General features: G+C 71.8%; 4 protein-coding genes. 2 read left to right on the top strand and 2 right to left on the bottom strand.

Annotated features, from left to right (window positions below; translation table 11 throughout):
- Positions 1 to 99: 99 nt before the first annotated feature.
- On the bottom strand, positions 100 to 1,428 hold the full coding sequence (locus GRC12_RS40005) for a cation:dicarboxylate symporter family transporter (protein ID WP_208785372.1): 1,329 nt from the start codon (positions 1,426 to 1,428) through the stop codon (positions 100 to 102).
- Between the two features lie 169 nt (positions 1,429 to 1,597).
- The gene (locus GRC12_RS40010; protein WP_244374501.1) at positions 1,598 to 3,196 is read right to left on the bottom strand and encodes a peptide-N4-asparagine amidase; all 1,599 of its coding nucleotides are present in this window, start codon (positions 3,194 to 3,196) and stop codon (positions 1,598 to 1,600) included.
- A gap of 187 nt (positions 3,197 to 3,383) precedes the next feature.
- On the opposite strand from GRC12_RS40010, the gene GRC12_RS40015 reads away from it, so the two are divergent.
- Positions 3,384 to 5,171, top strand: coding sequence for an ABC transporter transmembrane domain-containing protein (locus GRC12_RS40015; protein ID WP_208785373.1), 1,788 nt, complete (start codon positions 3,384 to 3,386; stop codon positions 5,169 to 5,171).
- Positions 5,168 to 6,949 carry an ABC transporter ATP-binding protein gene (locus tag GRC12_RS40020; protein ID WP_208785374.1) on the top strand — a complete coding sequence of 594 codons (1,782 nt, stop codon included), beginning with the start codon at positions 5,168 to 5,170 and terminating at the stop codon, positions 6,947 to 6,949. The genes GRC12_RS40015 and GRC12_RS40020 overlap by 4 nt, the downstream gene beginning before the upstream one ends.
- The last annotated feature ends 130 nt before the right edge of the window (positions 6,950 to 7,079 follow it).

Genomic DNA, 7,079 nt, shown 5'->3' on the forward strand with positions numbered 1-7,079 from the left:
CCTTTGGGGCGGACCAGTGGACCCACCTCCAGGGGCGCGGGGAACTGCGCGACAAGCCACGAACCACCCGCAGCCGCCCACGAAGCAGAACCCCCCGGGCTACTGGGCGACAGGCACCGGGGTCTCCACCTCCGCGGCCGTCTCCCCGCCCAGCACCCGCCTCGCCCGGTCCAGATCCAGCGCCCCCTCCCAGCGGGACACGGCGAAAACGGCGACGCAGTTGCCGAGCAGGTTCGTGACGACCCGCATCGAGTCCATGATCCGGTCCACGCCCAGCAGCAGCGCCACCGCACCCGCGGGGATCGCCCCCAGCGAGGAAGCCGTCGCGGACAGCGCGAGGAAGGCGGAGCCGGGGATGCCCGCCATGCCCTTGCTGGTCAGCATCAGCACCAGCACCACGGTGATCTGCTGCCCCACCCCGAGGTCGACACCCACCGCCTGCGCGATGAACAGCGTGCCGATGGAGAGGTAGAGCGAGGCGCCGTCGAGGTTGAAGGAGTACCCGGTGGGCAGCACCAGCCCCACCGCGTCGTCGCGCGCCCCGGCTGCGCGCAGCTTCTGCATCACGCGCGGCATCACGGACTCCGTGGACGCGGTACCGAGGGCGAGCATCATCTCCTCGCGGATGTAGCGCAGGAACTTCCACAGGCTCAGCCCGGTGACGATCCGCAGGGCGACGGCCAGCAGCACGATGAACAGCGCGGCGGCGACGTAGCACAGGACGATCAGCTTGGCGTAGGTCTCGATCACGCCGAGCCCGTACTGGCCGATCAGGACGGCCATCGCGCCGAACACCGCGATCGGGGCCAGCCGCATCACGAAGCCGACGACCGCGAAGATGATCTCCTGCGCCTGTTCGACGGCGGGCAGCACCTGCGGCACCTTCGTGTGCCCCAGGTGCAGCAGCGCGGCGCCCACCAGACAGGCCAGGACGAGGACTTGGAGCAGGGAGTTCTCGGCGAAGGCGCCGATGAAACTGGTCGGCAGCGCGTTCAGGACGAACTCCGTGGTCGACGGCAGCGAACCGCCGCCCGTCTTCGCGTCGACCGCCTTCGCGCTGAGCGTGGCCGGGTCCACGTGCATCCCGGCACCAGGCTGCACGACATTGGCCGCGAGCAGCCCGATGAGCAGGGCGAACGTGCTCGCCACCTCGAACCAGACCAGCGCCTTCAGACCGATCCGGCCGAACGCCCTGAGGTCACCGGCCTTGGCGATGCCGACGACGACCACACAGAACACGAGCGGGGAGATGATCGTCTTGATGAGCCGGGTGAAACCGTCGCCGAGGGGCTGCAGATCGGCGGCGAAGCCGGGCCACAGCCTCCCGACGACGATTCCGAGCACGAGCGCGCAGAGGACCTGCGCGAACAGAGAGGTACGCAGTATGCGTGCGACACGTCGCGGGGCGGACGGGACGGACGACGGCACGGGCACTCCTTGTGGGGGGACGTCAACCTCGCAGCAGCCGGGGAGACTTCTGCGATACGGAAAGCGGCTTCCGTGACGATCACTTTCGGGGCGCCGTTGATCCCGCCAGAAACCTCCGTGTTGCACACACGTAAATCCCGTCCCGTGTGACCCATCGCACACACTGCGCTCAGCAGCGCGTGCGGTCCTCCGTGAGCACCCCCTGAACGGTCGTCAGGGAGCGGTCGTAGCACCCGTGCGACCCGTACAGCCGGTACCGCTCGCTCGTCGTACCGACCGCGTGCCGCTGGTCGCGCGGAACCCCGGTCGTGAACGTGGCGTCACCGCTGACCGTGTCGTCCAGCCGCGACCAGCCGGTGCGCCGGCCGCCCCGCGTCTCGCTCACCGCGGCCCGGTCGCCGAGGGTCAGCACGGTGCGCAGCCGGGCGTCGTCGCCGATCGTGGTCGAGCCGTCCATCGTGTACGTCCGGTGCGTGGCCGTTGTCCGGGCCGGTCCGCGCCCGTCGACGGTGACGGACTCGTCGTCGGTCCAGGTGGCGTCGAGGCCGTCGACGTTCTCGCCGTCGGTCCAGCGGTGCACCGAGGTGTTGGCCAGTGTGCGGCGGACGGTGGTCGTCACCCGGCCGTGCGAGGTGTCGACATATCCGGAGACGGTCAGCGCGTGGTCGGCCGCGGTGTCCACCCGTTCCGGCGAACCGGCCGTGTAGGTGGAGGAGTTCGTGAGAGTCCCCGACCGGTTCTCGATCAGCTTGCCCGTCACCCGCGCCCTCTTGGCGTCCTGCCACACCAGCACGTTGACCGGTGCGCTCCAGCCGCTCTGCCCCTCGGGCACGCCCACGACCGAGACCTCGAGCTTGTGCGGACGGCCGTCGTCGAGAAGGCCGGCGAAGGGGGTCAGGTCGTACTCGATCGGCCTGACGTCGAAGGCGCGGGGGCCCGGAATCACGTACCAGAGGAAGGGGTTGGACCAGCCTCCGGTCCACACGTGCGGGAACGGCGCGGCGATTCCGGCCAGTTGGCCGTCGACCTTGATCTGGACCTCCCGGTAGGGGCCGCCGTCGGCCTGGCAGGAGTACGGCGCCTTGTCGGGCACCGCCAGGTACCAGAACTCCTCGCAGCCGCCACCCGATCCGGTGGCGTAGACCTCGGCGAGGACGCGTTCGCTGTTGCGCGGGGTGGTGAGGGTGTTGCCGTCGCCGAGGGTGAGGACCTTGTCGGGGGTCGCGGCGGCGGTCGGTCTCCCGGCGTAGAAGGTGAGCGTGACCTTGACGTCGATCACTCCGGTGTAGGTGTCGTCGACGACGTTCCCGATGAGCATCTCGACGTCCTGGCCGCTGCGGAAGGTGTCGCTGTACCGCGTGACGTCCTTCTCCACGGACCAGGCGATGCCGTCGGGCGAGGGCTCGGGGGTGGAGGTGCGGAGGATCTCGACGCCGCCGACGTGCAGATAGCCGAGCCGGTCGTACTGCCGACCCTTGACCTTGCCGTCGAGGCGCAGCACGACCTTGCTCCAGCGGTCGCCGCAGCCCGACGGCGGGGTGTAGGTGCCCTTGTAGGGGGTGAAGTCCCGGAACTGCGCCTCGGCGAGGGTCACCTGGCAGGACGTGCCGTGCGGCTTCGCCACGGGCGGGGCCGCGGTGACCGGGTCGTGCCAGTCGGTGCCGAACTCGGCGGGTACGTCGGCGGACTGGGCCGGCCCCGCCCCGAGGAGGACACTCGCCAGGAGGGTCACCCCGGCGAGCATGAACATGACGATCCGTCTCTTCATGGCCGGTGTTCTACGGCGAGTCACCCCCTTATGGCAATGAGGCCTCCGTCAGCAGGAGGACCGGGGCTCCTCCGGCCGGAAAACCGTTTGCCAGCGACCACGCTGCGAGGCGAACCTGTCACGGTTTGCTGCCGCCGCGAGCGGTTCCCTCCACCCCCTGACACGAGCCACCGGGACGTCAGTCGTCATGCAGATTCAAGACCTTCCCTATCCCGATCCCGGCGTTCCGGACGCGCGTTCGGGTCCCCGATTCCTGTGGTGGCTGGGCCGCAATCAGCTGGGCGGACAGGTCAAGTCGCTCGCCTGGGGGCTGTTGCACTTCGTGGCGGTCTCCGCGCTGCCGTTCTGCGTGGGCCTCAGTGTGCAGGCCGTGGTGGACCGTTCCGGTACCCGGCTTGCCCTGACGGGCGGGCTGCTGGCGCTGTGCGGTATCGGCATCGCGCTGGGAGACACCTTCCTGCACCGCACGGCCGTCACCAACTGGATCACCGCCGCCGCCCGGGTGCAGCAGCTGCTCGCCCGCAAGGCGGCCGTACTCGGCTCCGCGCTGACCCGGCGCGTGGCGGCCGGTGAGGTCGTGGCCGTCTCCACCGGTGACGTGGAGAAGATCGGCTGGTTCGTGGAGGCCGTCTCCCGGTTCACCGCGGCGGCCCTCACCGTGGTCGTGGTCTGCGTCGCCCTCGTCCTCTACCAGCCGGCGCTCGGCGTGGTCGTCGCCGTGGGCCTGCCGGTGGTGGCGCTGGCCGTCCTGCCGCTGCTGCCCCCGGCCACCCGGCGGGCCGACTTCCAGCGCGAGAAGGCCGGCCGCGCCACCGAGCTGGCCTCGGACACCGTCGCCGGCCTGCGCGTGCTGCGCGGCATCGGCGGCGAGGACCTGTTCCTCGAGCGCTACCGCCGCGCCTCCCAGGAGGTCCGCCACGCCGCCGTGCGCAGCGCCCGCATGTGGTCCCTGATCGCCGCCGTCCAGGTCCTGCTGCCGGGCGTACTGATGATCGTCGTGGTCTGGTACGGCGTCCATCTGGCCCAGCAGGGGCGCATCACCATCGGCGAACTGGTCACCGTCTACAGCTCGGTGATGGTGCTGAGCTATCCGCTCCAGCACTTCCACGAGATCGCCATGGCCTACTCCTTCTCGCGCCCCTCGGCCAAGCGGGCCGCGCGGGTGCTGTCGCTGGAGCGGGCCACGGACACCGAGGGCGTGCGCGGGGCCGACGTGCCGAGCGGCGATCTGTACGACCCCGCGACCGGTCTGCTGGCCCCTGCCGGCCGGCTCACCGCGGTGGTGTGCGGCGACCCGGACGCGGCGGGACTGCTCGCCGAACGGCTGGGCGGCCACCCGGCGGACCAGGACACGTCCGTCCTGCTGGGCGGGGTGCCCCTCGACGAACTGCCGCTGGACACGGCCCGTACGGCCGTCCTCGTCCAGGACAAGGATCCGGTCCTGCTGTCCGGTTCGCTGCGCGAGCTGCTCGACGTGCCCGCCTCCGGGAACGTCAGTGCCCAGGACGCGCTGGCGGCCGCGCAGTGCGAGGACGTGCTGGAGGCGCTGGCCCAGGCGTCGCTGGACGCGGAGGACCCCATGGACACGCGGATCACCGAGCGCGGACGGTCGCTGTCCGGCGGGCAGCGGCAGCGGCTCGCGCTGGCCCGGTCGCTGATCACCGACCCCGAGGTGCTGGTGCTGGACGAGCCGACCTCGGCCGTCGACTCGCACACCGAGGCACGGATCGCGCAGGGCGTACGCGGGCTGCGGGAGGGGCGCACGACGGTGGTGTTCACCTCCTCGCCGCTGCTGCTGGACCACGCCGACCGGGTCGTGCTGGTGCACGAGGGCCAGGTCGTGGCCGTCGGCGTGCACCGCGAACTGGTGCACGACGAGCCCCGCTACCGGGCCGTGGTGACCCGGGAGACGGAAGAAGAGGCCGTGCTGAGCGGCGTACTGAAGGAACTCGAAGAAATCGAGGAGACAGCATGATCGGCGTGGCGCCACCGGCCTACGACCCGGCGGCCCCGAGGACGGCGAACACCCTGCCGGTCGGCGCCCCCGCGACCGTACGCGCGTATGTGGCCGAGCTGTTCCGCCGGCACCGGCGCGCCTTCCTGGTCCTGATCGGCGTCAACACGGCGTCCGTCATGGCCTCGTTGGTGGGCCCGTGGCTGCTCGGCGACCTCGTGCAGCGGGTGTCGGACGGCGCGCGGGAGCTTCACTTGCCGCTCGTCCTGTCGCTGTTCGCGCTGGCGCTGGCGGTCCAGGCGGTGTTCGTGCGCGAGGTGCGGCTGCGCGGGGCGATGCTCGGCGAACGGATGCTGGCCGACCTGCGCGAGGACTTCCTCGTCCGGTCGGTCGGACTGCCCCCGGGTGTCCTGGAACGGGCCGGCACCGGCGATCTGCTGTCCCGGATCACGACCGACATCGACCGGCTGGCCAACGCGATGCGCGAGGCCGTACCGCAGCTGGCGATCGGCGTGGTGTGGGTGGTGCTGCTGCTCGGCGGTCTCGTGGTCACGGTGCCGCCGCTGGCTCCGGCCGTGCTGGTCGCCGTGCCGCTGCTGGTGGCCGGCTGTCGCTGGTACTACAAGCGGGCACCGTCCGCCTACCGCTCCGAGGCCGCGGGATACGCCGCCGTGGCCGCCGCCCTCGCCGAGACCGTGGACGCCGGACGCACCGTCGAGGCCCACCGCCTCGGCCAGCGCCGGATCGAGCTGTCGGAGCGCCGGGTCAGGGAGTGGACGGCCTGGGAGCGCTACACGCTGTGGCTGCGCTCGGTCCTCTTCCCGGTCATCAACCTCACCCACACCACCGTGCTCGCCTCGGTGCTGATGATCGGCGGCGTGTTCGTGCTCCGGGGCTGGATCGGGGTCGGCCAGCTGACGACGGGCGCCCTGATCGCCCAGATGCTCGTCGACCCGGTCAACCTCATCCTGCGCTGGTACGACGAGCTCCAGGTGGCCCAGGTGTCGCTGGCCCGGCTGGTGGGTGTGCGGGACATCGAGCCGGGCGCCGGGGACGAGTCCCTGGCACCCGACGGACGCGAGGTTCGCGCCGAGCGGGTGCACTTCGGCTACCGCGAGGGCGTCGACGTGCTGCGCCAGGTCTCCCTGGATGTCGCCCCGGGCACCCGGCTGGCGCTGGTCGGTCCCTCGGGCGCGGGCAAGTCCACCCTGGGCCGGCTGTTCGCCGGGATCTACGCACCCCGGGACGGCCGCATCACCCTCGGCGGCGCGGAACTGTCCCGGATGCCCGCCGAACGCGTCCGCTCCCATGTGGCCCTGGTCAACCAGGAGCACCACGTCTTCGTGGGCTCCCTGCGCGACAACCTGCTGCTCGCGCGGACCGACGCGGCGGACGCCGAGCTGTGGGCGGCCCTCGGGGCGGTCGACGCCGACGGCTGGGCGCGGGCTCTGGACGACGGCCTGGACACCGAGGTCGGCTCGGGCGGGACCGCGCTCACCCCGGCGCAGGCCCAGCAGATCGCCCTGGCCCGGCTGGTGCTGGCCGACCCGCACACGCTGGTCCTGGACGAGGCGACCTCGCTGCTGGACCCGCGAGCGGCACGTCACCTCGAACGCTCCCTCGCCCGGGTCCTCGACGGCCGCACCGTCGTCGCCATCGCCCACCGCCTGCACACCGCCCACGACGCCGACGTCATCGCCGTCGTGGAGAACGGCCGCATCAGCGAACTGGGCAGCCACGACGACCTGGTCGCGGCCGAGGGCGCATACGCGGCACTGTGGCATTCCTGGCACGGGTGATCGGGGAGGCGTGGGGTGAGGCCCGGACGGCACGGGGCCGGGCGGACCCGGAGCCGCGGGGCAGGGCGGCCCGGAGCCGCGGGGCAGGGCGGGCCCGGAACCGCGGGGCAGGGCGGGCCCGGAGCCACGG

Source organism: Streptomyces griseorubiginosus (assembly GCF_017614965.1).
GTDB lineage: Bacteria > Actinomycetota > Actinomycetes > Streptomycetales > Streptomycetaceae > Streptomyces > Streptomyces griseorubiginosus_B.

Bases quoted from the DNA above. Each gene is read 5' to 3' on its own strand.
- GRC12_RS40010 (WP_244374501.1), bottom strand. From the start codon at position 3,196: ATGAAGAGACGGATCGTCATGTTCATGCTCGCCGGGGTGACCCTCCTG.
- GRC12_RS40015 (WP_208785373.1), top strand. From the start codon at position 3,384: ATGCAGATTCAAGACCTTCCCTATCCCGATCCCGGCGTTCCGGACGCG.
- GRC12_RS40020 (WP_208785374.1), top strand. From the start codon at position 5,168: ATGATCGGCGTGGCGCCACCGGCCTACGACCCGGCGGCCCCGAGGACG.